The organism is Pengzhenrongella sicca (genome assembly GCF_017569225.1).
Lineage (GTDB): Bacteria > Actinomycetota > Actinomycetes > Actinomycetales > Cellulomonadaceae > Pengzhenrongella > Pengzhenrongella sicca.
Genome location: NZ_CP071868.1, coordinates 300842 through 325774, shown reverse-complemented (window position 1 = coordinate 325774; position 24933 = coordinate 300842). Strand labels below are relative to the sequence as shown.

The 24933-nt window shown below is 73.0% G+C and carries 25 protein-coding genes and 1 tRNA gene; 13 read left to right on the top strand and 13 right to left on the bottom strand.

The window, feature by feature from the left end; all coding sequences use genetic code 11:
- Positions 1-60: 60 nt before the first annotated feature.
- Complete coding sequence (locus tag J4E96_RS01465) at positions 61-897, bottom strand: helix-turn-helix transcriptional regulator (RefSeq protein WP_264466178.1); 837 nt, start codon at positions 895-897, stop codon at positions 61-63.
- A 106-nt stretch (positions 898-1003) separates the two neighbouring features.
- Here J4E96_RS01465 and J4E96_RS01460 point away from each other — a divergent pair, with 106 nt between their 5' ends.
- The gene (locus tag J4E96_RS01460) at positions 1004-1789 is read left to right on the top strand and encodes an SDR family NAD(P)-dependent oxidoreductase (RefSeq protein WP_227424039.1); all 786 of its coding nucleotides are present in this window, start codon (positions 1004-1006) and stop codon (positions 1787-1789) included.
- Positions 1790-1876: 87 nt separating this feature from the next.
- Here the strand turns inward: J4E96_RS01460 and J4E96_RS01455 are convergent, their stop codons facing one another.
- Positions 1877-2302, bottom strand: a complete 426-nt coding sequence (locus J4E96_RS01455) for a LysR substrate-binding domain-containing protein (RefSeq protein WP_227425620.1) — start codon at positions 2300-2302, stop codon at positions 1877-1879.
- Here J4E96_RS01455 and J4E96_RS01450 point away from each other — a divergent pair.
- Together J4E96_RS01450 and J4E96_RS01445 are read left to right on the top strand one after the other, a co-directional pair.
- A complete protein-coding gene (locus tag J4E96_RS01450) occupies positions 2232-2465 on the top strand; it encodes a Rossmann-fold NAD(P)-binding domain-containing protein (RefSeq protein WP_227425858.1) in 234 nt (77 codons plus the stop codon). The two genes, J4E96_RS01455 and J4E96_RS01450, sit on opposite strands and share 71 nt — an antisense overlap.
- A 202-nt stretch (positions 2466-2667) precedes the next feature.
- Positions 2668-3216 (top strand): hypothetical protein, encoded by a 549-nt coding sequence (locus J4E96_RS01445; protein ID WP_227424038.1) that lies wholly within the window; start codon positions 2668-2670, stop codon positions 3214-3216.
- A gap of 159 nt (positions 3217-3375) precedes the next feature.
- On the opposite strand, the gene J4E96_RS01440 is transcribed toward J4E96_RS01445, so the two are convergent.
- Both J4E96_RS01440 and J4E96_RS01435 read right to left on the bottom strand, forming a co-directional pair.
- A complete protein-coding gene (locus J4E96_RS01440; RefSeq protein ID WP_227424037.1) occupies positions 3376-4452 on the bottom strand; it encodes a hypothetical protein in 1077 nt (358 codons plus the stop codon).
- Between the two features lie 353 nt (positions 4453-4805).
- Positions 4806-4881: transfer RNA gene (locus J4E96_RS01435), tRNA-Thr, on the bottom strand.
- A gap of 99 nt (positions 4882-4980) precedes the next feature.
- Between J4E96_RS01435 and J4E96_RS01430 the strand changes: the two genes are divergently transcribed.
- Positions 4981-5340, top strand: a complete 360-nt coding sequence (locus tag J4E96_RS01430; RefSeq protein WP_227424036.1) for a cupin domain-containing protein — start codon at positions 4981-4983, stop codon at positions 5338-5340.
- Between the two features lie 99 nt (positions 5341-5439).
- The gene (locus J4E96_RS01425) at positions 5440-6963 is read left to right on the top strand and encodes an HNH endonuclease signature motif containing protein (protein WP_227424035.1); all 1524 of its coding nucleotides are present in this window, start codon (positions 5440-5442) and stop codon (positions 6961-6963) included.
- 5 nt (positions 6964-6968) lie between these two features.
- Here J4E96_RS01425 and J4E96_RS01420 read toward each other — a convergent pair whose 3' ends face one another.
- Positions 6969-8573 (bottom strand): alpha/beta hydrolase, encoded by a 1605-nt coding sequence (locus tag J4E96_RS01420; protein WP_227424034.1) that lies wholly within the window; start codon positions 8571-8573, stop codon positions 6969-6971.
- Positions 8574-8706: 133 nt separating this feature from the next.
- Between J4E96_RS01420 and J4E96_RS01415 the strand changes: the two genes are divergently transcribed.
- From J4E96_RS01415 to J4E96_RS01390, 6 genes are all read left to right on the top strand, one after another.
- On the top strand, positions 8707-9072 hold the full coding sequence (locus tag J4E96_RS01415; protein ID WP_227424033.1) for a VOC family protein: 366 nt from the start codon (positions 8707-8709) through the stop codon (positions 9070-9072).
- Entirely contained in the window at positions 9069-9542 is a 474-nt protein-coding gene (locus tag J4E96_RS01410) for a pyridoxamine 5'-phosphate oxidase family protein (protein ID WP_227424032.1), read from the top strand. Before J4E96_RS01415 ends, J4E96_RS01410 begins: the two co-directional genes overlap by 4 nt.
- 164 nt (positions 9543-9706) lie before the next feature.
- A complete protein-coding gene (locus tag J4E96_RS01405) occupies positions 9707-10162 on the top strand; it encodes a hypothetical protein (RefSeq protein ID WP_227424031.1) in 456 nt (151 codons plus the stop codon).
- The gene (locus tag J4E96_RS01400) at positions 10159-10428 is read left to right on the top strand and encodes a hypothetical protein (RefSeq protein WP_227424030.1); all 270 of its coding nucleotides are present in this window, start codon (positions 10159-10161) and stop codon (positions 10426-10428) included. The genes J4E96_RS01405 and J4E96_RS01400 overlap by 4 nt, the downstream gene beginning before the upstream one ends.
- A gap of 4 nt (positions 10429-10432) precedes the next feature.
- Positions 10433-11179, top strand: a complete 747-nt coding sequence (locus J4E96_RS01395; RefSeq protein WP_227424029.1) for a response regulator transcription factor — start codon at positions 10433-10435, stop codon at positions 11177-11179.
- Positions 11176-12336 (top strand): sensor histidine kinase, encoded by a 1161-nt coding sequence (locus J4E96_RS01390; protein ID WP_227424028.1) that lies wholly within the window; start codon positions 11176-11178, stop codon positions 12334-12336. Before J4E96_RS01395 ends, J4E96_RS01390 begins: the two co-directional genes overlap by 4 nt.
- On the opposite strand, the gene J4E96_RS01385 is transcribed toward J4E96_RS01390, so the two are convergent.
- From J4E96_RS01385 to J4E96_RS01360, 6 genes are all read right to left on the bottom strand, one after another.
- Positions 12333-13469: a DNA polymerase III subunit delta' gene (locus J4E96_RS01385; RefSeq protein WP_227424027.1), complete on the bottom strand. Its 1137-nt coding sequence runs from the start codon at positions 13467-13469 to the stop codon at positions 12333-12335. The genes J4E96_RS01390 and J4E96_RS01385 overlap by 4 nt on opposite strands.
- On the bottom strand, positions 13466-14167 hold the full coding sequence (tmk, locus tag J4E96_RS01380) for a dTMP kinase (RefSeq protein ID WP_227424026.1): 702 nt from the start codon (positions 14165-14167) through the stop codon (positions 13466-13468). The genes J4E96_RS01385 and tmk overlap by 4 nt, the downstream gene beginning before the upstream one ends.
- 22 nt (positions 14168-14189) lie before the next feature.
- A complete protein-coding gene (locus J4E96_RS01375) occupies positions 14190-15194 on the bottom strand; it encodes a Gfo/Idh/MocA family protein (protein ID WP_227424025.1) in 1005 nt (334 codons plus the stop codon).
- Positions 15195-15409: 215 nt separating this feature from the next.
- Entirely contained in the window at positions 15410-18319 is a 2910-nt protein-coding gene (gene topA, locus J4E96_RS01370) for a type I DNA topoisomerase (protein WP_227424024.1), read from the bottom strand.
- Positions 18320-18405: 86 nt separating this feature from the next.
- On the bottom strand, positions 18406-19383 hold the full coding sequence (locus J4E96_RS01365; RefSeq protein ID WP_227424023.1) for a phosphatase PAP2 family protein: 978 nt from the start codon (positions 19381-19383) through the stop codon (positions 18406-18408).
- A 4-nt stretch (positions 19384-19387) separates the two neighbouring features.
- Positions 19388-19720 carry a hypothetical protein gene (locus tag J4E96_RS01360; protein WP_227424022.1) on the bottom strand — a complete coding sequence of 111 codons (333 nt, stop codon included), beginning with the start codon at positions 19718-19720 and terminating at the stop codon, positions 19388-19390.
- Positions 19721-19887: 167 nt separating this feature from the next.
- Here J4E96_RS01360 and J4E96_RS01355 point away from each other — a divergent pair, with 167 nt between their 5' ends.
- Together J4E96_RS01355 and J4E96_RS01350 are read left to right on the top strand one after the other, a co-directional pair.
- Positions 19888-20643 carry a response regulator transcription factor gene (locus J4E96_RS01355; protein ID WP_319637720.1) on the top strand — a complete coding sequence of 252 codons (756 nt, stop codon included), beginning with the start codon at positions 19888-19890 and terminating at the stop codon, positions 20641-20643.
- On the top strand, positions 20640-22199 hold the full coding sequence (locus J4E96_RS01350) for a sensor histidine kinase (protein WP_227424021.1): 1560 nt from the start codon (positions 20640-20642) through the stop codon (positions 22197-22199). The genes J4E96_RS01355 and J4E96_RS01350 overlap by 4 nt, the downstream gene beginning before the upstream one ends.
- A 24-nt stretch (positions 22200-22223) precedes the next feature.
- Here J4E96_RS01350 and J4E96_RS01345 read toward each other — a convergent pair whose 3' ends face one another.
- Together J4E96_RS01345 and J4E96_RS01340 are read right to left on the bottom strand one after the other, a co-directional pair.
- Entirely contained in the window at positions 22224-22679 is a 456-nt protein-coding gene (locus J4E96_RS01345) for a hypothetical protein (protein ID WP_227424020.1), read from the bottom strand.
- A 219-nt stretch (positions 22680-22898) separates the two neighbouring features.
- Entirely contained in the window at positions 22899-24932 is a 2034-nt protein-coding gene (locus J4E96_RS01340) for a biotin/lipoyl-binding protein (protein WP_227424019.1), read from the bottom strand.
- Position 24933 lies beyond the last annotated feature (1 nt).

Genomic DNA, 24933 nt, shown 5'->3' with positions numbered 1-24933 from the left:
CCACCTTGGCCCTTGACAGGAATATCTGTCAAGGGCCAAGGTCCAGGGCACACCCGCCAGCTAGCGGGCTTTGGTCGAACCCACCGCCGTAGGCCCCAGCACCGTCAGGAGCGCGAGCGCTTCAGCGTCGCGTGATCCTCGCGGCGCGGTGTACAGCACGAGGCGTTGATCCTGATCGGTGAGCGTCAGGCTGTCGCAGTCGACGGTGATCTCGCCAACGTCTGGGTGCCGAAAGGTCTTCGTGAGCATCGACGCGCCCGGCACGTCGCGCCGCTCCCAGAGGGCAGCGAACTCGGGGCTGCCCTCGCGGAGCTCGTCGATCAGTCCGGTGACCGCGGGATCCGTCGGATAGCGGTCGAGCGTCACCCGCAGCTCCGCGACGACGTGGCGCCGGAACTCGGCGCCGTCGGAGATTCCATACAGTGTCGCGCCAGGAGGCATCGGCGAGAGGAAGGCTCTGCGCGCGAGGTTGCGATCGGCCAAAGCAAGGGCCTCGAAGTCTTCCATCAGGGCCGCGGCCAGATCGTTCCAGGCGAGGACCTCGAACGTCACGGACATCACGAACCCGGCCGTCATCGGGAGCCGCTCAAGGAGCGCGAGGATGCTCGGCCGGACCTCGCGGCGGTGCCTGCCTGACAGGCGCGGCACGGTGCCCGCGAGCCGATGGAGATGATCGGACTCCGCTTCTGTGAGCCGCAGCGCGCCCACGATCCCGGCGAGAACCTCGCCCGACGGTCGCGGCGCCCTCCCCTGCTCGAGCCTGCTGTAGTACTCCGTGGAGATGTGCGCGAGCACTGCGACCTCCTCCCGGCGGAGCCCGGGCGTTCTGCGCCGATGACCGGCGATCAGGCCGACATCCTCCGGGCGGAGCCGCTCGCGTCGGCTGCGCAGAAACACCCCCAGCTCCTTCTTATCCATACTGCAGTCTGCACTCGATCCGGCGGCGGATCGTCGTACCGACTGTGCCTGGCTCCGGCTCCCGTTCGGCACGACGCTTGATGGCATGACAACCACCATCGAGTCCACCCCGATCGGCCTGCTCACCGGAAAGGTGGTGCTGATCACCGGCGCCAGCCGGGGCATCGGCGCGGCCGCAGCTCGACTCTTCGCGCAAGAGGGCGCCGCCGTCGTCCTCGCCGCCCGGAGCACCGACGCCATCGAGCGTCTCTCCACCGCTATCCGCGCAGCCGGAGGCGTCGCCGACGCCGTCACGGTGGACCTCGCCGACCGCGCGAGCATCCGCGCGGCCGTCGACCGCGTCGAGGAACTGCACGGCCGCCTTGACGGCGCCTTCAACAATGGCGCGGCGGCCCAACGGCAGGTGGGCCCGCTGGACGCTACGGCCGAGGAAGACATCGACGAGCAGTTCACCGTGAACTTCCGCGCGCACTGGACCGCCATGACCGCCGAGGCAGCACTCATGCGACGAGGCACCGGTGGCGCGATCGTCAACACGTCCAGCATCGGCAGCCGACGCGCGAACCCCGCCCTGCCCGCGTACGGGGCCATGAAGCGCGCACTCAACAGCATCACCGAGACCGCCGCCGTCAGCTGGGCCCGCGACGGCATCCGGGTCAACGGCATCACACCCGGCGGGACCGCGACGGAGATGATCGACGCGTGGGAGGCCGCGACCCCCGGCATCGTCACGCAGATCACGGCGTCGATTCCGCTCGGCCGACTCGCCGAGCCCCACCAGATCGCCGAAGTGGCCGCGTGGCTGCTCAGCGACCGAGCCTCCTACGTGACGGGCGCGATCGTGCCGGTCGACGGCGGAGCTGGCGCTTAGCTCGGGCCGCGCCGTCGCGCCCCTGACGTCGGTCGAGCCGGGCGCTCGTCTCCGCGTCGACGCACCGTCCGGCGCGCACGGCGCCTCTCAGACCGCCACCGCAGAGCGCACGAGGGCCGCCACCGCCGGGGAGTACCCGGTGCGCGGCCAGGCCAGGACCGTGGTGATCGCGGGCGCGTCCACGACCGGCACCGCGACGTGCTCGGGCCACTGCCACGACCGGCTGGACGCCGGGATGACCAGCAGCGTCCGGCCGAGCGCGACGAGCTGCGCCAGTTGCGACTGGGTGCGCACCTCCGGGCCGGGACCCTCGGGGTAGGTGCCGTCGCGGCGTGGCCAGCGGGCGACCGGCAGGTCGTGCACCGCGGTGACCTCCGCGAGCGTCAGCTCGGCGCGCATGGCGAGCGGATGGTCCGCCGGGAGCACAGCGATCTGTCCCTCGGTGTACAGATCGGCACTGTCGAACAGCCTCACGGTCCAGTACGCGCGACGCCTCGCCGATACCAAGGTCATCATCAACGCGGCCTGTCCTGGCTACGTCGCGACCTACTTCACCGGGTCCGCCGCCCCGCGCACGCCGGAGCAGGGTGCACAGGTCGCGATCCGACTCGCCACGCTGCCTGCTGACGGCCCCAGCGGCGGGTTCTTCGACGACGACGGCGTCGTGGCCTGGTGATCTCCCGCTCGGCCCGCGCCCTGCTGGTCGAGGCCGGTGCGACCGTTTACGCCGGCGCGGGATCCGAACGCCGTGGACCTCGCCGGCGTGCGACCGATCCGCCTCGACGTCACCGATGCCTCGACCATCGACGACCTGACCCGGGCGATTCCGGACCAGACCATGGTGGTCAACAACGCCGGCATCCACGACCGGGGCAAGTGTGCTCGACGCCGAGGTCGTGGCCCGGACCCGGCAGGTGCTGAACGTCAACCTGCTCGGCATCCTCGGTGCAGGCATGCTCCCCTACACCGTGTCGAAAGCCGGAGCGTTCTCGCTGACCGACACCACGCGCGCCGAACTGAATCCGCGGGAGCTCGACATCGAGGGTTACCGTGATGAGTTCACGGGCCATGAGCTCTGCCTCGCCGACGTGGCGCGCCTGGCTGAGGCCGTCGATCGTGGGTACGGCGACCTTCCACCAGCGACCGACGCGGGTGGCTTCGGCGCGGCAGGCCATCGGTCCTGCATAGATGCTTTGGTCAGAGTCCGTCATCGCCCCGGCGTGAGAGCAAGATGCACACCCGTTGTCCCACGTCAGGATTCACAGCCGTCCAGATCGCTACGCACCCGCACCGCCTCCGCGGTCGTTCGCATCCACTGGGGCGCTCCCCTCGTGCGGAGGATCGGCTCGACGCAACTCCGATGGGAACCCGCACGCTCGCGACTTCACACCGGCTGCACAGTCGATCGCGAAGCGCGAAAGCCTTGACCTGAGCGAGTACTCGGCGGGACTATCCGAACATGGGTGACGACAGGGTCCCGGGCACCGGATCAGTCACGGCACAAGAGTGGGTCTGCCCACGCCCCAATTGCGGAGTCGGGCCGGTGCACGCCGCGCTACAGCCCGATTGCCCCAGCCACAACGTACCTATGGAACCGGCATCTGAGTAGCAACACTCGTGGCCGCATGGGTTGGAGCCGAACCGCTGGCCCTCGCCCTTCTCGCAACCTCATCGCGTATCGAGCGCAGGGTAGATCCGTATCCCCGAGCCGACGCGATGGCCGCTCGGTAGCTCAGCCAACCGAGACTCACCATCGCGACACAACCGCCCACCGGCGGCAGCCACGCCTGCGACTCTGCGGGGAAGTAGAGCAAGGGAAGCGAGCTGGCCGCAAGCGCTCCGAATACCAGAACGAGCAGCGAATACATGTCAAGCCTGTCGCGGAACTGGTCGTGCTGTGTCATCAGACGAGGCGGAACCGCGTCATAATTCTCCATCACGAACCGTTCAAGTGCAGTTCCCTTCAATCTAAGATGTTCCTCGGAGGCCCTCAGAACATTTCCGAGCGCAGTCGGGAGTATTCGACTCGGCCTCGTCGGATAATCGTCCTGCCGCTGAAACGCTCGGTAGAAGAGAGCCGCTAGCCCCGGATCAGCCTTCTCTCGCCAATCAATCTCGCTGGCCTCTGCGATGATCTTGGGATCACCCTGGCGCCTCTTTTCGTGGGAAATCTGGTAAACCTCGGCCTCCCAGACGTCGACGTGCGCCGAGTCCTCCTCACGAAGGAGCCTCGGACGCGCCGACTCGAACAGTTGCTGCTGAAGGCGAATAACTCGATTCTTTGCCCGCTGGGCGAGCCGAACGTGGCGCTTCACCCGGGACCTTGTCAGCATGTCCACGAATATTCGCGGCCCCCAATAGCCTTCAAGCACACGGATGACCCCGAAAGAGAATGCTTGCGTCACCATAGTCGTGAGGACCAGGCCAAACACCAACATGACGAGGACACCCCAGGGCGCGGAGGCGATGTCGTTGACTGCCGCTGGAAGGTCAAGGTTCAGGTTGGTGTGCAATTGGACAAGCAACGTACCGACGCCGATGAGCATGGCCGCCGGGAGCCAGGCACTGATGGCGAGCTGGTCAAGAACGCTTGTCACGAACGCGCTGATGCCGGCGCTGGCCCCCTTCGGTGCGTGCATATCGGTGCGTGAAGTGTCCGGCATGCCGCAATTGTTCCACCTCGTCCTAGCCGTCTTGAGGGACGCGCCGCACCCAGCTGAGCGGGTTGCCTGACCTGAACCCACCACGTCGGCTCCAGGTCAGGCAGCACCAAGCGACGCGGTGGCCGCCAACCTGCGCGCGAGGAGGCTTTACCAGCGCGCCGATGGCGACACCTGAGCACCCCGCCGGTCTTCGCGACGGGCGTACCGTCGGCAACTCACGGGCCAGGAGGTGATTCGCTTCCCGGCGGATGTGCCTGAGCGCCTGACGGGACTGCTTCAGAACCCCTGATTTGACCCGGAGTAGCGAAGAGCCCGTCCCCTGCTGGTACGCAGGTGACGGGCTCTTTTTATGGTGGAGCCGCCTAACAGAATCGAACTGTTGACCTTCTCATTACGAGTGAGACGCTCTACCGACTGAGCTAAGGCGGCACGTCCGCGACCTGATCGGCCTGGACGGGCGGGAGCCACTGTACCTACCCGAGCCGCTGGGTCCAAAGCGGCCCTTGACACCCGCGCAAGACTCAGGGCATGAACCTCGACCCGATCAGCACGGATCCGGACAAATACGTCGTCGTCTTCGAGAACGAGCGCGTGCGGGTTCTCGAGTACACGGACTCCCCCGGTGCGGCCACGAACCCGCACGCCCACCCGGACAGCGTCATGGTGACTCTGTCGTCGTTCCGGCGCCGGCTGACCCTGGGCGAGGCCCAGCGCGACGTCGACCTGCCAGCCGGATTCGTGACCTGGCTGCCCGCACAAGAGCACCGGGGCCAGAACATCGGCGACACCGAGACTCGCTCGATCTTCATCGAACTCAAGGAGCCCGCCCCGACGAGCGCCGGCGCGACGATGGACGGACCGCCTCCGCTCGGGCCAGGCGTGCCCTAGATGGGTGATTCCACCGGGTGCCGCAGCCGGCGGTGAGGCTGTGCACAGGTTGGACTTCGGGGTGGGGTGCGTGTGGGTGGTCCGTCCTAGTGTGTACACATGTTCGAACCGAGCGATGACGAAGTTGCGGGGGTCCCGGCGGGGGCCGGGCTGGCGGTCGCGGGCGCCTCGGTGGATGTGGCGTTCGGGCTGTTGCTTGGGCGGGTGTTTGCGGAGGCGGGGGCGGCGTTGGCGCAGGCCGCGGCCGCGGGGTCCTGCATCGCGGGGCCGATCGATCAGGTCGCGTTGGCTACGGCCTTGATGGGGCAGGCGCCCGGCTCGTCGCTGGTGGACCTGCTTGAGGGTCTGTGCCCGTCGGATGTGCATGATGCGGTGTTGATCGAGGCGATCGCCGCCTGGGAGCGCGTGACGTCGTTGGCTGCGGCGCGGCAGGGCGAGATGATCGCCGAGCTCGCCCGCCGCCGCGACGCGCAGCGGCTGTCTGAGTTCGTGGGTGATGAGGTCGCGTCGGTGCTGGTGATGTCTCGGTCGGTGGCGGAGGCGAAGGTCAGTCTCGGGACCTCGCTGCAGGTGTGGCCCGCGGTGAATGAGGCGTTGGTGGCTGGGGTGATCGATCATCGCAAGGCCACCGCCCTGGTCGACGGCGTCGGGCACCTCGACGACGACGCGGCCGCGGCCGTCCTGGACAAGGTGCTGCCGGTCGCACCGGGATTGACGGTGCCGGCGTTGAAGGCACGCTTGCGCAAGGTCGAGCTGACCGTGAACCCGGCCGCCGTCGCCGAGCGGCGCGCCCGCGACGCCGCCGACAGGTATGTGCGGGTCAGCCCGGCGCCTGGGGTGATGGCGTGGTTGACCGCGTACCTACCCGCCAAGGACGCGATGACCGTGTTCACCGCGATCGACGCCATCGCCGCCTCCGCGGACCCCGCCGACCCACGCGGTGTGGCGGCGCGGCGAGCGGACGCCCTGACCGACCTCTGCACCGACATCCTCGACAACGGCATCGCCCCCACCAACGCACCGCCAGGGAAGGAGGGTCAGCCGGGCGGGGTCTTGAAGACGGAGCAGGGGCGTCGACCGCACCTGCAGGTGACCGCGGCTGCGACCACGTTGTTGGGGTTGGATGAGGTGCCCGGGGAGCTGGCCGGGTACGGGCCGATCCCCGCAGACCTGGTGCGGGCGATCGCGGCAGACGCGACATGGCGGCGGATCTTCACCGCCCCCGCCACCGGGTGCGTGACCGGGATCGGGCCGCGCGGGTACCGGCCCGGCGCCGACCTGACCGGCACCGTCCTGGCGCGGGACAAGACCTGCACGTTCGTGGGGTGCCGGATGCCCGCGTGGCGGTGCGACCTGGACCACCGCGACCCCTACGACCACGACCACCCCGACCTCGGCGGGCAGACCTGCGCGGAGAACCTGCACTCGCTGTGTCGCCACCATCACCGGGCCAAGACCTACGGCGGTTGGCACCCCGACCTCGACACCTCCACCGGCGACACGTGGTGGACCTCACCCACCAAACACCGCTACAAGCGACCGGCCACCGAGGTCAATCCCGAGCCGCCGCCACCCGACCGGCCGCGGCTCCACGAACCCCAGCCCGACGACCCACCCTTCTGAACTGGTCAGCAGCGGGTGTCCGGTGCGGGCATCGTCCCCTCGAGCAGGTACGCGTCGACGGCGCCGAGGATGCAGTCGTTCGACCGGCCGTAGGCGGTGTGCCCCTCCCCCTCGTACGTCAGCAGCTCGCCGGAGCTGAGCTGCTCCGCGAGGCTCTGCGCCCACAAATACGGCGTGGCCGGGTCGTTGGTGGTGCCGATCACCAGGATCGGCGCCGCGCCGTCGGCCGTGATCGGCGCCGCAGTGCCGGTCGAGGCGTACGGCCAGTCGGCGCAGATGACGCCGCCGTAGCTGAAGTAGTAGCCGAGCGTCGGGGCGGCGGCTTCGGTCGCCGCGGCGGACGCGCGCATCGCCGCCGGGTCGGCCGACGACGCGCCGTCGAGGCAGTTGATCGCGGTGAACGCCTCGGTCGAGTTCGACGCGAACGAGCCGTCGTCGTTGCGGTCGTTGTAGATGTCCGCGAGGCGAAGCAGGAGCGAGCCGTCGTCCTCGGTGAGCGCGGGGACGAGCGCCTGGGTGAGCACCGGCCAGCTGCCGTTGTCGTAGAGCGTCACGGCGATCCCGTAGAACGCGAGCGTCCCGGTGAGCTGGCGGTCGCTCGAGGTGGCCAGCGGGCTCCGGCGCGCGCCCTCGACGAGGTCGTGGATCTGGCCGAGGCCGTCCTCGACCGTCCCGGTCAGCGGACACCCGGAACCGCCCAGGCAGTCCTCGACGTAGGCGCGCAGCGCGTTCTCGAAACCGACCGCCTGCCCGAGCCCGAGCTCATCCGAGCTGAGCGACGGGTCCAACGCCCCGTCGAGCACGACGCGGCCGACCTTCTCCGGGAACAGCCCCGCGTACGTCGCGCCGAGCAGCGTGCCGTAGGAGTACCCGAGGTACGAGAGCGCCTCGTCGCCGAGCGTCGCCCGCAGCACGTCCAGGTCTCGCGCGGCGCTCACCGTGTCCACGTGCCCGAGCAGCTCACCCGTGTTCGCGGCACAGGCCGCGCCCATCGCCGCGTAGGCGTCCTCCGCGGCCGCGATCCCCGCGTCCGTCGAGTAGTCGAAGTCGGCCGAGAGCAGGTCGTCCTTGGCGTCGTCGTCGAGGCACGTGACGGGATTCGAGCTCGCCACGCCTCGCGGGTCGAAGCCGACGATGTCGTACTGCTCGACCACGCCCGGGCCGACGACGCCGACCACGCTGTCGACGAAGTCGACGCCGGACGCGCCCGGGCCACCGGGATTGACGAGCAGCGACCCGATCGCGTCCCCGCCCGTCGCGACCGAGCGCTTGACCGCGAGGTCGATCGAGGCCGCGGCCGGATCGGCGTAGTCGACCGGCACGCGCACGGTCCCGCACTGGAACTCGCCGCACGCCGTCCAGTCGATCGCCTGCTCGTAGTACTCCCGCAGCTCGGCGGGCACGTCGCTCGTCGCCGACGGGGTCGCCCCCACCTCGACCTCGTTGTCGACCTCGGTCTGGTTCTTCGGCGCGGTGCAGCCCGCGAGCAGCAGCGCCAGGACGCCGGCGACGGCGACCGCGGCGCCCGGCAGCCGGCGCGCGGCGCGGCGCACGGCGCGGCCGGCGGCGAGATCGGTGGGACGGGGGACGGCGGGGGTGGGGCGAAGCACCCCCCAACCGTATCCGGCCCAGGCGTCACCTTCTCTCGTCACCGGGCGTCATCGTCACCTTCTCTCGCCGCCGGGCGTCATAGCAGTGACGCGGCAGCCGCCGCGGACTGATCAACGAGCCGAGGAGCCCGCCATGACGCAAGGAACGACCCAGCTGTCCGGGATCAAGACCGTGATCGTCCCGGTCACCGACCTCTCCAGCGCCACGGCGCTGTACAGCCGCCTGCTCGCCGCCGAGCCCACGACGGACTCGCCGTACTACGTGGGGTTCTCGGTCGGCGACCAGGAGATCGGCCTCGATCCGAACGGCCACCGCCAGGGCATGACCGGCCCGGTCGGCTACTGGCACGTGGACGACATCGCGGGCGCGCTCGCGAGCCTGCTCGAGGCGGGCGCGCAGGCGCTGCGTCCCGTGAGCGACGTCGGCGGCGGCAAGCTGATCGCCACGGTCCGCGACGGCGACGGCAACACGATCGGCCTGCTGCAGCCCGCGCCGTGAGCGCGGCGGGCCCCCGCACCGGCCAGCAGCGCAGGGCAGACACCCTCGCGCTGCTGGCCACGCCGGCCCTGGACGCGTGGGTGGGCACGGCGTCCGTCGACGCACGCGGGGCCCCACGTGCCCACCTCGTGCCGCTGTCGATCGCGTGGCTCGGCGACCGCGTGGTCATCGCGGTCGACCGCGGCTCGCGCACGGGCCGCAACCTCGCCGCGCACGCGGGGGCGCGGCTCGCGCTCGGCCCGACCCGCGACGTCGTCGTGGTCGACGCCGCGGTCGGGCTGGTCGTGGGCGTCGGCGAGGCGCCCCAGGGGCTGGCCGACGGGTTCGCGGCACAGGCCGACTGGGACCCGCGCACGGCCGGCGGCGGCTACGTCTACGTCGTGCTGCGGCCCGACCGGGTCCAGGCCTGGCGGGAGGCGGACGAGCTCGCCGGCCGGACCCTCATGTCTGCGGGCGCCTGGCTCCCGTGAGCTCAGGACACCCGTGCGTGATCCCCTGGCACGTCCCGTGCGTGATCCCCTTGCACGATCCCCTTGCACGATCCGAACAATCGGCGAACGGTCACCTGACCCGGTCGCGGCATCGTCGGGACTGCCGGAGAGCCCGGCACCCACCTCGACGATCGGATGCCACCATGACCGCACACCTGAACCGCCGCGCCGCCACCGTGATCGCGGCGACGCTCACCATCGGCGCCTTGTTCACCGCGACCGCGGGCGCCACCTGGGCGACGCCCGCGACGGCCCCGTCCGCGAACCCTGCCGTCGTCACCGACGACGACGGGGACGTCAACCTCACGCTCGACCCCGCTCGGGTCGAGGCCCTGTGCGCGAAGGCGCCCGCCGCGCAGCAGCAGATCGCCGACCTCATCGCCCGGATCCACGGGGACGAGGACGTCGCGGGTTCCGTCGCCGCGCTGACGCAGCGCGCCGAGACGGCGCGCGCGGCCGGTCGCGAGGCCGCGGCCGGGCGGCTCGAGGCGCGTGCCACGCGCCGCGAGAGCCGGGTGCAGGACCTCGAACGGGCGGCCGTGCGGATCGCGGCAGCCGAGGCCACCGTCTGCACGTCGAGCACCGGGACCGCCTCGTGACGCGGGCAGCGCGGCGTGGAGCGCGGGCGGCCGCAGCGGCCCTGGGACTCGCGCTGACCGTCGCGGCCTGCGGCCTCGTGGACGACTCGGCGGAGCCAGCCGCAGGACCAGCCGCAGAATCGGCCGCAGAACGGCCGACCGCCGGGTCGTCGGCCGCCGCGGCGATCGGAGAGGATGACCTCAGCGAACTCGAGGCGGCGCTGGCCGCGGCCGACGAGCTCGGGGACGAGGTAGCGGCCGACGTGGCCGCGGACGCGACGGGGTGACGGGGTGACGAGAGTGACCGACCACGTGAGCCGGCACGACCCGCGGGCGGACCGCGCCGCCCCCGGCAAGGGCCTCGTCGTCGTGGCGGAGGACGACCCCGCGGTCGCCAGCCTGGTCCGGCTGTACCTCGACCGCGATGGGTTCGGGGTCGAGACCTACGGGAACGGTGCAACGGCGCTGCAGGCGATCCGCAGCCATCGGCCTGTCGCCGTCGTTCTCGACATCGGCCTGCCGGGCATGGACGGCATCGAGGTCTGCCGGCGCCTACGCGCCGACGGAGACCGGACCCCCGTGCTGTTCGTGACGGCGCGCGACGACGAGGTCGACCGCGTGCTCGGCCTCGAGCTGGGCGCCGACGACTACGTGACGAAGCCGTTCAGCCCGCGCGAGCTCGTCGCCCGGGTGCACGCGGTGCTGCGCCGCTCGCAGCCCGATGACGCCGCCGGCGGCCGGCACACGCTCGGCCCGGTCGTGCTCGACGCCGCGCAGCGTCGCGCGTGGAACGAGGGCGCCGAGGTCGCGCTGACGGCGACCGAGTTTGACCTGCTCGCGCACCTGGTGCGGCAGCCGGGCCGCGTCTGGCAACGCGACGAGCTGCTCGGCGCGGTCTGGGGCTACAGCGCGGCCGCGGGCAGCCGGACGGTCGACGTGCACATCTCCCAGCTGCGCACGAAGTTCGGCGCGGGGTGCCCGATCCGGACGGTTCGCGGCGTCGGCTATGCCGCCGACGAACGCGGCGACGTGCGGTGAACCCGCCGCGGCGTCCCCTCTCGATCACCGCCCGCATCACGCTGCTCTGTGTCGGGGTCGCCCTCGTCGCGGCGATGCTCGCGAGCATCGCCACGGCCCGCTCCCTGGCCGCGGCCGACCGGGCCGACACCGCCACGGCTGGGACGACGGCGCAGACCCTGCGCGGCACCGACGGCGGCGCACGCCGCGACGCCCGCGTTCTCGCCCGCCGACCGATCGTGCTCCGCTCCGTGCTCGTGAGCGTGGGCGTGGGGCTGCTCGTCGGGGTCACGGCGGGCGGGTCGCTGTCGCTGCTCCTGACGCGGCCGCTGCGCCGCACGGCGCACGCCGCGCGCGAGATGGGCGCGGGGCGGCGCGACGTCCGGGTCGCGGTCGAGGGCCCGCCCGAGGTCGCCGACGTCGCCGCGAGCCTCAACGACCTCGCCGACGCGCTCCAGCGCAGCGAGGCGAGGCAGCGCGCGTTCCTGCTCTCGGTCTCGCACGAGCTGCGCACGCCGTTGACGGCGGTGCGCGGGTTCGCCGAGTCGATCGCGGACGGCGTGGTCACGGGCGACGACGCGGCGCAGGCGGGCCGCGTCGTGCTCGCCGAGTCGCTGCGACTCGAACGGCTCGTCCACGACCTGCTCGACCTGGCCCGGCTGGGCGCGGTCGACTTCCCGCTCGACGTCGCCCGCGTCGACCTCGGCGCGCTGCTCGACGACGCAGCGACGGTGTGGCGCGCCCGCGCCGCCACGCGCGGGGTCGAGCTCCGCGTCGAACCCGCGGGCGCGGCGCTCACGCTGCGAACGGACGCCGGGCGCCTGCGCCAGGTGATCGACGGCCTGGCCGAGAACGCCGTGCGGGCCACTCCCGCGGGAGCACCCGTCGTGCTGGCGCTGCGCGCACCGGCCCGCTCGGACCCGGCGGGTACGGTCGCCGTCCTGCAGGTGCGCGACGGCGGCCCAGGGCTCGCCCCCGCCGACTACGCCGTCGCGTTCGAGCCCGGCGTGCTCGGCGAGCGGTACCGCGTCGACCGGCCGGGCGGCGTCGGGATCGGGCTGTCGCTCGTGCACGGCCTCGTGCGCCGCCTCGGGGGGGAGATCGGCGCCGGCACCGCCCCGGAGGGCGGGGCGTCCTTCACCGTGCACCTGCGTGACGCCTCAGGGCAGCCCGCCTAACCCTGCGGCCGCAGCGCGATCGTCATCGCCTCCATCGCGAGCAGGGGCGCGACGTTGCCGCCCAGGCGCGTACGGGCCGCGCCGATCGCGTCCATCCGGCGCAACGTCTGCGCCGGCGAGCTCGCGGCCGCGAGCACCTTGACCTGCTCGCCGAGCGCGACGTTCACGAGCTCGACCCCGGCGCCGAGCTGCACGACGAGCACGTCCCGGTACAGCGACAGCAGGTCGATCATCGAGCGGTCGAGCACGTCACGCTGGGCCCGGGTCGCGCGGCCCTTCTGGTCCTTCTCGAGCTGGGTCACCTGCGAGCGCAGGCTCGGCGGCAGCGTCGCCGCGCCCTCGGCGCCGATCGCGCGCAGCAGGGCGGCCTTCTCGGTTGCGTCCCGGTGCTCGGTCGCCGCCTTGGCCTCGGCCTGCGAGACCTCCACGAGGCGCCCGGCGGCGAGCACGGCGTCGCCGACGCCGCGGATGGTGCCGGGGATCGCAAGCACCTGGGCGCGCCGATCGCGCGCGTCCGAGTCGCGGGCCAGCCGGCGCGCGATCCCGATGTGGCACTGCGCGGCGCGCGCGGCGACCTCGGCGAGCGCCGGGTCGACGCCGTCACGCGCGACGAGCAGCGCGGCGACGGCCTCGACCGGGGGCACGCGCAGCGCGACGGACCGGGCCCGAGACCGGATCGTCACGACGACGTCCTGGGGGCTCGGCGCGCACAGCAGCCAGACCGTGCGCGGCGGCGGCTCCTCGATCGCCTTGAGCAGCACATTGGAGGTCCGCTCGGCCATCCGGTCGGCGTCCTCGACCAGGATCACGCGCCAGCGGCCGCCCGACGGCGCGCGCTGGGCCAGGGAGACCAGCGACCGGGTCTCCTCGATCTTGATGCCGACGGTCTCGGTCGCGACCACGGTGACGTCCGCATGGGTTCCCGCGAGCGCCGTCGTGCACGCGGTGCAGTGGCCGCAGCCGCCCTCGAGGCACTGCAGCGCCGCCGCGAACGCGCGGGCGGCGTTCGACCGGCCCGAGCCGGGCGGCCCGGTGATCAGCCACGCGTGGGTCATCGCCGCCGGGTCGCTGACGGCCGCGCGCAGCGCCGCCACCGCGCTCTCCTGCCCGACGACGTCGTCCCACACGCTCACCGGGCGACCTCGCCGTCGCGCGCCACGGGTGCGAGACCGGGCAGCGCCTCGGCGCGCGCGCGGACCTCGCGGTGGATCTCGTCGACCCCGCGGGAGGCGTCGACGACGACCCACCGGGCCGGCTCGGCGGCGGCGCGGTCGAGGAACGCCTGCCGGGTCCGGGCGTGGAAGTCGATGCCGGCGCGCTCGAGGCGGTCGGGGTCGCCCGTCAGGCGCGTCAGGCCGATCCGCGGGTCGAGGTCCAGCAGCACCGTGAGGTGCGGCAGCAGGCCCTCGGTCGCCCAGAGCGACAGCCTCTCGACCTCGGCCGCGCCCAGGTCGCGGCCGTTGCCCTGATACGCGACCGACGAGTCCAGGTAGCGGTCGGTGATCACCACGGCGCCGCGCGCCAGCGCGGGGCGGACGAGCGAGTGGACGTGGTGCGCGCGGTCCGTCGCGTACAGCAGCGCCTCCGTGCGCGCGTCGATCTCCGCGCCGTGCAGCACGGCGTTGCGCAGCTCGATCCCCAGCGTCGTGCCGCCGGGCTCGCGGGTGAGCACAACCTCGCGCCCGAGGGTCGTGCGCAGCCAATCGGCGAGCAGCCGGGCCTGGGTGGACTTGCCGACGCCCTCCCCGCCCTCGAACGAGAGAAAGAGGCCGGGGCTGGGCGGGTGGATCACGTGCGCCAGAGTATCCGGCCCCGCCCACCTGCCCGGCATCGTCGCCCCGTCGGCCGGGGGCCTACTCCCCCGGGTACACGAGCCCGATCTGCGCGCGGATCTCGTCCAGGGTGCGCATCACGGCGAGCGTGTTGTCCCAGCTCATGGTCGGGCTCTCGGTCTCGCCCGCGACGATGCGCCGCGCCACCTCGGCGGCCTCGTACTGCAGCCCGGCGCTCTCGCCGCGGCCGAAGGTCCACTCGGCGCCGTCGCGGCGGGTCACCCGGAACGAGGTCGGCGCGTAGAAGCTGCCCTCGATCGCGATGTGACCCTCGGTGCCGGAGATGCTCGCCGTCGTCGGCGTCTTCGACCACAGGGTGGTCGACAACGTGGCCTGCACCCCCGCCGCGTACGACAGCACCATGCTGACCTGGCCGTCGACGCCCGTGTCGGTGAGCGCCCCGACGGCGCTGACCGCCTCGGGCACCCCGAGGAAGTCGTGCGCGAAGGAGACGGGGTACACGCCGAGGTCCAGGAGCGCGCCGCCGGCGAGCTTCGGGTCGAACAGCCGGCTCGCGGGGTCGGGCGCGAACCACTGGCCGTGGTCGGCCGAGAGGTTGACGATCTCGCCGATCTCGCCGGCGGCGATGACCTGGCGCAGGGCGGCGACGTGCGGCAGGAACCGCGTCCACATGGCCTCCATCACGAAGACCCCCGCGGCCTTGGCCGCGGCGAAGACCTCCTCCGCCTCGCCCGCGTTGCGCATGAACGACTTCTCGACGAGCACGTGCTTGCCCGCGGCGATCGCCAGCAGGGCGTGCGCCCGGTGCTCGGAGTGCGGGGTCGCGACGTACACGGCGTCGACCTGCGGGTCCTCGACCAGGCCGCGGTAGCCCTGGTGCGTCGTGGGGATGCCGTGCGCGGTGGCGAACCGCTCGACGCGATCGCGGTTGCGGGAGCCGACGGCCACGAGCGGAGACCGGGTGTGGGAGTTCACGGCGTCGGCGAACGAGCCGGCGATGTTGCCGGCGCCGAGGATTCCCCAGCGGATGGACGGAGCGGTACGCGGATCCTCGACATGTGCCATGCGCTCACATTAGCGCCGGCGCACTGACGGCACCGGCCGGCGTGTCCCCGGCCGCCACCTGCGCGGATGACTCCCCGCGGGACCGCGCCCGCGCGGCGGCGTACGTTGGGCGCAGCGATCGTCTCTACCGGGACCGGTCGCCGTTCCCGTCTCGCAGGGGGAGACGGGAGCCCGCCGCGGCCGCCCGCGCAAGCGGTCAGCGCGCGCCGGACGCGTCAGCGTGCGGCGGTCGCCCTCGCGGGCACGGCCGCCGACGCCGTCGCGGCGGCCTTCGCGGGCGCCGTCGTGCCGGCGGCCTTCTTCGCCGGGGCCTTCTTCACCGCAGCCTTCTTGACCGCAGTCTTCTTGACCGCAGTCTTCTTCACGGCAGCCTTCTTCACCGCGGTCTTCTTCACGGCAGCCTTCTTGGGCGCGGCCTTCTTCGGCGCGGCCTTGCGGGCCGCGGTCTTGCGACCCTTGACCGGCCCGCGCGCCCGCTTGTCGGCGAGCAGCTCGGAGGCGCGCTCGAGGGTGATCGCCTCGACCGAGTCCTCGGTGCGCAGGGTCCCGTTCGTCTCGCCGTCGGTCACGTAGGCGCCGAAGCGGCCCTCCTTGACCACGACGGGCTTCTGGGAGACGGGGTCCACCCCGAGCTCGCGGAGCGGGGCGGCGGCTGAGCCGCCGCGCCCGCGCTTGGGCTGGGCGTAGATCGCCAGCGCCTCCTCGAGCGTGACCTCGAAGATCAAGTCCTCGGTCGCGAGCGTGCGCGAGTCGGTGCCCTTCTTCAGGTACGGCCCGTAGCGCCCGTTCTGCGCGGTGATCGGGTCGCCCGACTCGGGGTCGATCCCGACGGTTCGCGGCAGCGAGAGCAGCTTGAGCGCGTCGTCGATCGTGACGGTCTGCAGCTGCATGGACTTCAGCAGCGATCCCGTGCGGGGCTTGGGGAGCGCCGCGAGCGCCTTCTTCTTCGCGGCGGCCGACAGGGCCGGGTCCAGCTCGGGCTCGGGCAGCAGCTCGGTGACGTACGGGCCGTAGCGGCCGTTGCGCGCCACGATCGACGTGCCCGTCACCGGGTCGGTGCCGAGCACCTGGTCGCCCTCGGCCTGGGTCTCGAGCAGCTCGCGGGCCTTCGCGACGGTGAGCTCGTCGGGCGCGAGCTCCTCCGGGACGGCCGCGCGACGCGGGTCCCCGCCGTCGGTCAGCGGGGCCGCCGAGTCCTCGAGATACGGGCCGTACCGGCCGACGCGCAGCGTGATGCCCTCGCCGATCGGGATGGAGTTGACCTCGCGGGCATCGATCTCGCCGAGGTTCTCGACGGCGTGGCTCAGGCCCTCGACCTCGCCCGCCCCGGCGCCGTCGACGTCGCCGAAGTAGAACCGGCTCAGCCACTCGACGCGGTTCTTGTCCCCGGCGGCGATCGCGTCGAGGTCCTCCTCCATGCTCGCGGTGAACCGGTAGTCGACCAGCCAGTGGAAGTTCTCCTCGAGCAGGCGGGTCACCGCGAACGCGAGCCAGCTCGGCACGAGCGCCTGCCCGCGGTTGGAGACGTACCCGCGGTCCTGGATGACGGAGATCGTGGCCGCGTACGTCGAAGGCCGGCCGATGCCGCGCTCCTCGAGCGCCTTGATCAGGCTCGCCTCCGTGAAGCGCGGCGGCGGGGACGTCTGGTGCCCGTCGGCGTCGAGGTCGCTCGCGGTCAGCGCGTCGCCCTGGGCCATCTGCGGCAGCCGGGCCTCGTCGCCCTTGCCCGCCGACGGCGCGGCGGCGTCGTCCGCGTAGCGGTCCGAGTCGCGGCCCTCCTCGTAGGCGGCCATGAAACCGCGGAAGGTGATGACCGTGCCCGAGGCGGCGAAGACAGCGTCGCGGCCATCGCTGGCGCGCGCACCGATCTTGACGGAGGCCGTCGACCCCCGCGCGTCCGCCATCTGCGAGGCGACGGTGCGCTTCCAGATCAGCTCGTAGAGCTTGAACTGGTCGCCGGAGAGCTCGCGCGCGACCTGCGCGGGGGTACGGAACGAGTCGCCGGCGGGGCGGATCGCCTCGTGCGCCTCCTGGGCGCCCTTGCTCTTGGTGGAGTAGACGCGGGGCGAGCTCGGCACGAACTCGGGGCCGTACAGCTCGGCCGCCTGGCGGCGCGCGGCGTCGATCGCCTGCACGCTCAGCACGGGCGAGTCGGTCCGCATATAGGTGATGTACCCGTTCTCGTACAGTGACTGCGCGGTGCGCATCGTCTGGCGGGAGCCGAGGCGCAGCTTGCGCGAGGCCTCCTGCTGCAGCGTCGACGTCGTGAACGGCGCGGCCGGCTTGCGGGTGTACGGCTTGGTGTCGAGGCTGCGGACGGCGAAGTCCGCGTGCTCGAGCGCGGTCACGAGCGTGCGCGCCGCCGACTCGTCGAGGTGGACCACGGTCGTCGAGGTCAGCGAGCCCTGGTCGTCGAAGTCCCGGCCGGTCGCGACGCGCGCGCCGTCGACGGTCGCGAGCCGCGCGCCGAAGGCGGGCTCGCCGGCGTCGTCGGTCGCGAACTGGGCCTTGACGTCCCAGTAGTCCGCGGCCCGGAACGCCATCCGCTCACGCTCGCGCTCGACGACGAGCCGGGTCGCGACGGACTGCACGCGCCCGGCGGACAGGCCCTGGCGGACCTTGCGCCAGAGCACGGGCGAGACCTCGTAGCCGTACAGGCGGTCGAGGATCCGGCGGGTCTCCTGCGCGTCCACGAGGTGCGCGTCGAGGTCGCGGGTGTTCTCGAGCGCGCGCTGGATCGCCTCGCGCGTGATCTCGTGGAAAACCATCCGGTGCACGGGCACCTTCGGCTTGAGCTCCTGGAGCAGGTGCCACGCGATGGCCTCGCCCTCGCGGTCCTCATCAGTGGCCAGGAAGAGCTCGTCGGCGTCCTTGAGCAGCCGCTTGAGCTCCGCGACCTTCTTCTTCTTGTCCGCATCCACGACGTAGTACGGCTCGAAGCCGTTGTGCACGTCGACGGCGAACTTGCCGAACGGGCCCTTCTTCATATCCGCGGGCAGCTCGGAGGGCTGCGGCAGGTCACGGATGTGCCCGACGCTGGCCTCGACCTCGTAACCGGCGCCGAGGTAGCCGGCGATCGTGCGCGCCTTCGCCGGCGACTCCACGATGACGAGCTTGCGGGACATGCGGACCTGCTTCCTGGGATCTGACGAGGCGGCGAGATGACTGCGCCGCGATCAATGCCGTCGATCGGGCACTCTACGACCTCTCGTCAAGAGGGCCGGCCAGCGCCGTGCCGCGCGACGAGCAGCGCGGCGAACGCCGCGGCGGTGACCGCGACGACACCGAACGCCCCGCCGGCGTACGCCACGAGGAGTTCTGCCCGGGTCTCGAGGTCCCCGGACGTGGTCCACAACCGGTGCAGCGAATACGCGGCCGGCAGCGCCGCCAGGAGCGCCGCGACCAGGAGCAGGATGCCGCCCACGCCCAGCGCGTTCGGCCGCCGACGCCGCGCCGCGCCCGCGCCGCTCGGCACGAGCGGGCGGGCGAACTCGGCCGTCACCGTGGCCGCCGCGCCGTCCGGCTGCCGCGGTCCGGAGGCGGCCGCGAGCGCGCAGGCGAGCCCGCTCCAGGCCAGCACGACGAGCACGGCGGCGACGACGTCGCTCGGCCGGTGCCAGCGCCCGATGAGGGTCGAGACGCCCGTCACGGCCGTGTAGGCCGCGCCGAGCACGGCCGCGGACGGCCGGGCGCGGGGCGGGACGACGAACACGAAGGCTGCCGCCACCGACGCGGCGACCGTCGTGTGCCCGCTCGGCAGCGTGTTGAGGTACCCGGACGCGAACTCGGGCCGGTCGAAGACGAAATTCTTGAGCAGCTGCGTGGTCAGGTTCGCCCCGCCCATGAGCACCGCGACCTGCAGAGCGAGGCCCCACCGGCGGCGAACCACCGCGATGAGCACCGCGACCACGAGCACGAGCGCGACGAAGGGCACCGAGACCACGTCGAGCACCGGCTGGGCGACCTGCCACAGGCGCGTGCGGCCATAGAGGGCGCCGTCGAACGCTGCCTGGTCGACGCGCTGCCCCGCGGCGGACGCGACGAAGATGCGCCACACGAGCCAGACGCCCGCGGCGGAGGCGACGGCCACGGCGAGGCCCAGCAGGACGCCACGGCGCGCGGAGCGGCCCGGCGCCGCGAACGAACGGGGCGCCGGCCGCGAGGCTGCAACGGCTCCGGAGGTACTCACCCACCTACGGTAGGCGACGGCGCGACCCCGGGCGCGTGGTCGAGCAGCACGGCGTGGCCGCCGGCGGCGGCGAGGCACGCGCGCGTGGGGGCATCCGCGTTGATGCACAGCAGGCACCCGCCGCGGCGTCGACGACGGCGCCGGCGCGGCCGCCCAGGCGGGCCGCCTGGAGATCCAGCACGACGATCGACGCGCAGGCCGAGAGCGCGCCGAGCAGCGCGCGCAGCCGGCCGCTGTCGCTGGTCCCGAAGGTGCCCGCCGGCCGCACCGTCGCGGTGATCCAGGCCGGGTCGAGCACCTGGGCGGGCTGGGTCGTCTCCTGCAGGGCGGTACTCATGGTGACCTCCTCCGGGCCGCCCGGAGCGGGCGGCCACAGGACCGAGACTCATCGGCGGCACTGTGAGCCGCCTGGACGCGCCGGCCGCATCGACTGTGAATTGACACCACAGGATCCTCACAGGTACGGGTCAGGTACAGCACAGCGGGCGGGACGAAGGTGGTGTCATGTCCACCACCACAGCCGCCCGCGGGCGCGACCACCTGACCCGCGCGGACGGTTCGCCGATCCGGGCCCTCGTCGTCGACGACGAGCCGACGCTGGGCGAGCTGCTGTCCACCGTCTTGCGGTACGAGGGCTGGCAGGTCGAGTCGGCCCTCACCGGGCACGCCGCGATCAAGGCCGCCAAGGCGATGGACCCCGACGTCATCCTGCTCGACGTCATGCTCCCCGACCTCGGCGGGATCGAGGTGCTGCGGCGCATCCGGCAGACGAACCCGCAGGTGCCCGTCCTGTTCCTGACCGCGAAGGACGCGGTCGAGGACCGCATCGCGGGCCTGACCGCCGGCGGCGACGACTACGTCACGAAGCCGTTCAGCCTCGAGGAGGTCGTCGCCCGCCTTCGATCCCTGCTCCGGCGCACGGGTGCCACGGCCGAGCGCGAGGAGGCGACGCTCGTCGTCGGCGACCTGACGATGGATGAGGACAGCCACGAGGTGACGCGCGCGGGCCAGGAGATCCGGCTGACCGCGACGGAGTTCGAGCTGCTGCGGTTCTTCATGCGCAACCCCAAGCGCGTGCTGTCGAAGGCACAGATCCTCGACCGGGTCTGGCAGTACGACTTCGGCGGCCAGGCCAACATCGTCGAGCTGTACGTCTCCTACCTGCGGCGCAAGATCGACGTCGGCGGCGCGCCCATGATCCACACGTTGCGCGGCGTCGGCTACGTCCTCAAGCCGGCCGACAGCCCCGCCGCCCGGTGAGCGCGGCCCGGCGCCCGCCCGGGGTCCCGCGGGCCCGCTGGACGCTGCGGCGTCGACTCGTGCTCGTGCTGGTCGCCCTGCTCGCAGCGATGGCCGCCACGACCGGGGTCGTCTCGACGCTCGCCCTGCGCGGATCTCTCGTCGGGCAGCTCGACTCCCAGCTCATCGCGGCGAGCGACCGATCCCTGCGGGCGCCCGACCGGTCCACCGAGGGGTCGACGCCGCCCGCGGCGTCGCAGCTCCCGGCCGACGCGCTTCCGCCCGGCCTCAACGTGCCCGGGCAAGGCGCGGGCACGATCAACCTCTTCGTGCACGACGGCACGGCGCGGTCGGGCTACATCGACTCCGCCGGCGACTTCCAGACGCTCACGACGGCGCAGGTCACGGCGCTCGAGGCGATCCGAGCTGACGGTCGCCCGCACTCGGTCGAACTCGGCACGCTCGGCGCGTACCGGGTCGTCGCGTCCACGACCAGCGACGGCGATCTCGTCGTGACCGGACTGTCCACCGAGCAGGCGACCAAGACGGTGCGGGAGTACATGGCCGTCGAGGCGGCCGTCGCCGCGGCCGGCATCCTGCTCGCGCTCGTCGTGGGCAGGATGCTCGTGCGCCGCGAGCTGCGGCCGCTCGACCGCGTCGCGGCGACCGCGACCCGCGTGTCCGAGCTGCCGCTGGACCGGGGCGAGGTCGCGCTGCCCGAGCGCGTCGATCCCGTCGACACCGACGCGGGCACCGAGGTCGGCCAGGTCGGCGCGGCGCTGAACCGGCTGCTCGGCCGCGTCGAGCACGCCCTCGCGGCCCGCCAGGAGAGCGAGACCCAGGTGCGGCAGTTCGTGGCCGACGCGAGCCACGAGCTGCGCACGCCGCTGGCCTCCATCCGCGGCTACGCCGAACTCGTCCGGCACCTGCCCGGCGACCTGCCCCCGGACGCGGTGCGCGCCATGGGCCGGGTCGAGTCCGAGGCGCTGCGCATGACGGCGCTCGTGGAGGACATGCTGCTGCTCGCGCGCCTCGACGCGGGTCGCCCGCTCGGCACGGACGAGGTCGACCTCGCCGCGCTCGCCGTCGACGCCGTCGCGGACGCGCACGCGGCCGGCCCCGACCACGTCTGGCTGCTCGACCTCCCCGGAAGCGGCGGCGCGACCGACTCCGACGACCCGGACGATCTCGACGACGATGACGAGCAGGCCGCTTGCCGGCCGAGCGCCGTCGTCGTCGGCGACGACCATCGCCTGCAGCAGGTGCTGGTCAACCTGCTCTCGAACGCGCGGGTGCACACGCCGGCGGGCACCACGGTGCGCACCACGGTGCGCGCGGACGGCGCCACCGTGACCGTGCGGATCGCCGACGACGGCCCCGGGATCCCCGCGGCACTGCGCGGGCGCCTGTTCCAGCGGTTCACGCGCGGCAACGCCGCACGGTCCCCCGGCGCGGGCTCCACGGGCCTGGGACTGGCGATCGTGCACGCGGTGGTCACCGCCCACGGCGGGACCATCGAGGTCGACCCCGACGCCGTCGGCACCGCGCTGACCGTCACCCTCCCGGCCGCGCCCTGACCGTCCGCGCCTGAACGGCGCCGATCAGGCGTCGGCGCCGGGTCCCGGGTCGACGTCGGGGCGGCGCTCGTCGCCGCTGCCGGGCTGGCCGGGCAGGCGCCCGCGCATCCCGTCGCCGTCGTCCTCGCGCTCGACGTCACCGCGCGGCCCCAGGCCGTCGCGCACGCCGCCGTCTCGCACGCTCGTCGGGCCGCCGGCGTCGTCCCCGGTGGCTCGTCCGACGGCGACCCCGCCCGTGAACGCGATCAGGGCAACCAGCACCGCACCCAGCGCGCCGGCGAGCAGGGGCCGGCGCGAGAGGCGCCGCGTGAGGCCCCGGCGCGGCGGCGCCGGATGACCCGCGTAGCCGCTGGAAGGGACGGCGGGCGCACCGGGCGGGGCCGGCGGCGTCGAATCGGGCTGCGTCGAATCGGGCTGCGTCGGATCGGGCTGCGTCGGATCGGGCTGGGCGCCGGGACGAGTCCCGCTCGGGTCGGTCATGGCTGGTCCTCTCGTGGAGCGAGCTCGCGGGTCGACGCGGGACCGCGCCCGGCCAGCCAGCTGCACGTTCGCCGAGCCTTCCGCGCGCGCCTGCACCGGCGCTGAGGCGAACCTGGACCCGCGCTGTGAAACCGCGCCCCGCCGGTTCGCGACGACTCTCGGACGCACGCGGGCCCGCCTCCCCGAGCGGGGAAGGCGGGCCCGTCGAGCCGGGGAGGGTCAGCTGCCGGGAGGGACCATTCCGGCGGGAAGCTCGCCGGTGAAGCCGCCGCCCAGCTGGGTGCTCTCGTCCGTGTCGGACAGGCTGGTCAGGCTGGCGTCCGTCTCCTCGTCCGAGCCCACGAGGACCTCGGACAGGTCGGCGAGGACGATGTCGTCGCCCTCGGTGACGCCGGAGGTGATCTCGGTCAGCTCCGGGCCGACGGCCCCGGTCGTGACCTCGACGTCGGCGGTCGTCCCGTCGGCCGCCAGGACCTGAACCGTCGCGCTCGACCCAACCACGTGCACGGCCGAGCTCGGCACGGTGAGCGTGTCGTCCTGCTGGCCGACGATGACGGTGGCCTCGGCCGACGCCCCGTTGAACAGCAGCGCGGTGGTGGCGTCGATCGCGATCACGACGGCGTACGTCGGGTCGGAGGAGTCCGTCGACGCGTTCAGCACGCCGATGCTGCTGACCGAGCCGGTCAGGACGTCGGTCGTGCTCGCCACCGTGATCTCGGCGACCTGGCCGACCTCGACGAGGTCGATCGACGCGAGCGGCACCGTGGTGGTGACGACGAAGCCATCGTTGCCGATCACCGTAATCACCGCCGTCGTCGAGGAGGCCGAGACGGTGTCACCGGCCTCGATCGCGACGGCGCCGATCGTGCCGGCGGCCGGGCTGGTGAGGCTGACGCGGTCGAGGTTGCTCTGGGCGACGGCCACGTTGGCCTCGGCCACGCTGACCGCGGCCCGGTCGGCGAGGATCGTCGCCGCGGACGCGACGACTGTGGCCCCGGCGGTCCCGGTCGACGCCGTCGACGCCGTCGACGCCGTCGACGAGGCATCCGACGTCGGCGCCGTGGCCGTCGTGGTCCCGGTCGGGGTCGCGCTCGCCGTCGAGCCGGTGGCGGTGCTGCCGGTGGTGGGCATCGCGGTGGTGGGCGTCGCGGTGGTCGGCGTCCCGGTCGTGGGAGTTCCGGTCGTGGGAGTCCCGGTCGTGGGAGTCCCCGTCGTCGAGCTACCGGTCGCCGCGACCGCGACCTGCGCCGCCGTGACGGCAGCCTGCGCGGCGGTCACTGCGCCGTCGAGCGTGCCGGCCAGCGTCGTGAGTGCTTGCTGGGCGTCGTCGACGCTCGTCTGGTTCGCGAGCACGGCGGTGATCGCGGCCTGGCAGTCCGCGAGCGCGGTCGCCGTCTCGTCATCGCCGGCCGGGGTCGGCGCGGGATCGTCCGCGTCGGCCTCGGCGGCCGGGTCGTCGGTCGCGGGGTCGTCGGTCGCGGGGTCGTCCGTCGTCGCGTCGTCGGACGTCGCGTCGTCGGTCCTCGCCGCGGTGAACGCAGCGCAGACCTCCTGCGAGTCCGTGACGCTCGCCGAGCTCGTCGCGAGCGCCGCGGCCGTGACGTCGTACTGAGCGAGCAGCGCGTCCTGGGCAGCCGCGACCGCGGCGACCGCCGTCGTCACCCCGGCGAGCGCAGCCGTGGCGGCCGCCGCGGCGGCAGGGTCGGTGGTGGCGGCGGGGGCCGTGCTCGTCGTGCTGGCCGACGACGGCGCGCTCGTCGTGGCCGTGGCCGTGGCCGTGCTCGGGCTCGTGGTCGTGGTCGTGGTCGCGCCCGTGCTGGTGCTCGCGGTCGTGGCCGTGGTGCTCGTGGTGGCCGTCTGCGACTCCAGGTCGGACGCCAACAGATCGGACGCCTGCGTCAGGGACTCCTGCGCGTCGTCGACCGCCTCCTGGAGATCCGCCGTGTCGAGCGTCGCGAGCACGTCTCCGGCCGCCACGGTGTCGCCCACCGAGACCGCGACGCTCGCCACGGTTCCCGCCACGTCGAACGAGGCGTCGTACAGCCCGGCGGACGCGACCGATCCGGTGAGGTCGAGCGTCTGCTCGACCGACCCGATCGACGCGGCGGCGGTGCGATAGGTCGGCCCGGTGTCGCGGGTCGCTGCGAGCGCGACCCCGCCGCCGGCGAGGCAGAGCGCCAGCACGGCGGCCCCGCTCGCGTACATCCGGCGACGCCGCGTCCTGCGGCGGGCCGCGAGCTTGCGTCCCGACATG

Bases quoted from the DNA above. Each gene is read 5' to 3' on its own strand.
- J4E96_RS01430 (WP_227424036.1), top strand. From the start codon at position 4,981: ATGAACCTCGACCCGATCAGCACGGATCCGGACAAATACGTCGTCGTC.
- J4E96_RS01415 (WP_227424033.1), top strand. From the start codon at position 8,707: ATGACGCAAGGAACGACCCAGCTGTCCGGGATCAAGACCGTGATCGTC.
- J4E96_RS01455 (WP_227425620.1), bottom strand. From the start codon at position 2,302: ATGACCTTGGTATCGGCGAGGCGTCGCGCGTACTGGACCGTGAGGCTG.
- J4E96_RS01375 (WP_227424025.1), bottom strand. From the start codon at position 15,194: ATGGCACATGTCGAGGATCCGCGTACCGCTCCGTCCATCCGCTGGGGA.
- tmk (WP_227424026.1), bottom strand. From the start codon at position 14,167: ATGCCGGGCAGGTGGGCGGGGCCGGATACTCTGGCGCACGTGATCCAC.
- J4E96_RS01340 (WP_227424019.1), bottom strand. From the start codon at position 24,932: ATGTCGGGACGCAAGCTCGCGGCCCGCCGCAGGACGCGGCGTCGCCGG.
- J4E96_RS01355 (WP_319637720.1), top strand. From the start codon at position 19,888: ATGTCCACCACCACAGCCGCCCGCGGGCGCGACCACCTGACCCGCGCG.
- J4E96_RS01345 (WP_227424020.1), bottom strand. From the start codon at position 22,679: ATGACCGACCCGAGCGGGACTCGTCCCGGCGCCCAGCCCGATCCGACG.
- J4E96_RS01360 (WP_227424022.1), bottom strand. From the start codon at position 19,720: ATGAGTACCGCCCTGCAGGAGACGACCCAGCCCGCCCAGGTGCTCGAC.
- J4E96_RS01405 (WP_227424031.1), top strand. From the start codon at position 9,707: ATGACCGCACACCTGAACCGCCGCGCCGCCACCGTGATCGCGGCGACG.
- topA (WP_227424024.1), bottom strand. From the start codon at position 18,319: ATGTCCCGCAAGCTCGTCATCGTGGAGTCGCCGGCGAAGGCGCGCACG.
- J4E96_RS01460 (WP_227424039.1), top strand. From the start codon at position 1,004: ATGACAACCACCATCGAGTCCACCCCGATCGGCCTGCTCACCGGAAAG.
- J4E96_RS01440 (WP_227424037.1), bottom strand. From the start codon at position 4,452: ATGCCGGACACTTCACGCACCGATATGCACGCACCGAAGGGGGCCAGC.
- J4E96_RS01425 (WP_227424035.1), top strand. From the start codon at position 5,440: ATGTTCGAACCGAGCGATGACGAAGTTGCGGGGGTCCCGGCGGGGGCC.